The sequence below is a fragment of the Streptomyces sp. NPDC006476 genome (genome assembly GCF_040612015.1).
GTDB classification, from domain to species: domain Bacteria; phylum Actinomycetota; class Actinomycetes; order Streptomycetales; family Streptomycetaceae; genus Streptomyces; species Streptomyces griseorubiginosus_B.
Map to the genome: position 1 here is coordinate 1 of NZ_JBEXPK010000280.1, position 1,708 is coordinate 1,708.

The following is a 1,708-nucleotide window of genomic DNA, read 5'->3' on the forward strand; positions in this document are numbered from 1 at the left end:
GCGCTGTGCCCGCCTGGCCAAGCGGCGGCGCGCCGCCGTCGCGGTCTGCGCCGCGCTCGTGCTCGCGGTGACCGCCGGCGGGTACGCCGTGGAAGTCCACACCCAGAACGTGCGGCAGCAGGAGCAGCACAAGCGGGAGGAGCAGCGGACCAAGGAGATCCGCAAGAAGCACTGCGGGACCCTGAACCCGGCGCTGGTGACCGAGGCCGACGGCGAGTGCACGGGGGTGGCCGGCGGACTCGAGGAGCATTCCGACGTGTTCGGCTTGGCCATGGAGCCCGTGCTGACCGCGATGGGCATCGAGAACGCCCGGGCGGTGCAGGGCGGCCGGTACGTCACCATCGCCTTCCTGGCGCCGCTGACCTCGGCCGGCAAAGCCGCGGACCTCACCCTCGATCAGTTCGTCGGGGAGGCCGAGGGCGCCTACACGGCCGTCGAGCGGGCCAACACGGGCGACAGCCCGCTGAAGATCCGGCTGGTCCTGGCCAACATGGGCAGCGGCGAGCAGCACTGGCAGCACGCCGTCGAGGGCCTGAAGAAGGTCAGGAACCTGGTCGCCGTCGCCGGCATGGGCCTAAGCCAGCAGGAGTCCGTCGACGCGGCCCGCGCCCTGAGCAGGCAGAACCTGCCCATGGTGGCCGACCTCATCACCGCCGACGGGTTCGACACCACCGGCACCATCGACAGCCACGGCCACACACCCCAGCCCATCAACGGCCTGACCCGCGTCACCCTGACCAACGCCGTCCAGCTCAAGGCGCTCGGCGCAGAACTCAAGGACGACACCCGCACCGCGGCCATCGTCCGCACGAGCGTGACCCCCAACGGAACCACCGACTACTACACCGACTCCCTCTACCACGACTTCCTCACCACCGACGGGCTCAAGCAGCACCTCGACCCCGCCTCCGACTTCTCCTTCGACCCCCGCGGCGGCCCCTCCTCCATCCTGGGCAGCATCGGCCAGAACATCTGCACCGCCGGACACCCCATCGACACCGTCTACTTCGCCGCCCGCGAAAAATACCTGCCCGACTTCCTCACGGCACTCAGCCAGCGCAGCTGCCACAGCCAGCACATCACCGTCGTCGCCGGATCCGACACCGCCGCCCTCGACCCCAACACCCTCACCGGCCTCCAACAGCAAGGCGAGGCACCCATCACCGTGCTCTACGCCTCCCTGCCAACCGCCTCCACCCTGCGCAGCCACACCAACAGCGACCACGGCCTCTACGAGCAATACCTGAAGGCCTTCACCCGCGACCACCACGGACAACAGTTCCCCACCCACCACGCCAGCCGCGGCTACTGGCCCGTCCTCGCCCACGACGCCGTCCTCACCGCCACCACCGCCATCCGCAAAGCCACCACCCCCGACACCCCACGCCCCAACAAATACGCCGTCGCCAACAACCTCTACGCCCTCACCGACGGCGCCGTCCCCGCCGCCACCGGCCGCTACGGCATCAACCCCCGCACCGGCAACCGCACCACCATCCCCACCACCATCCACCACCTCGGCACCACCCCCTAACCCACCACCCACCCCACCACGGGGCCGGACCCACACACACCCGGACGTGGGGAAGTCCGTGGGCTTGGAGCCCCTCTACCGTCTCCGGCAGTGCGGTGAGGCCTCGACACCGTCGGCGCCTCCAACACCCTGATCCGCCTGTGCCCGGTGCGGGAACGGCACCCCGCACCGGGC

The 1,708-nt window shown here is 70.2% G+C and carries 1 protein-coding gene; it reads left to right on the plus strand.

Features of this window, described 5'->3' with window-relative positions; translation table 11 throughout:
- On the plus strand, positions 1-1,534 hold a 1,534-nt coding region (locus tag ABZZ74_RS54010; protein WP_356951425.1), incomplete at its 5' end, for a hypothetical protein.
- Between the last annotated feature and the right edge of the window lie 174 nt (positions 1,535-1,708).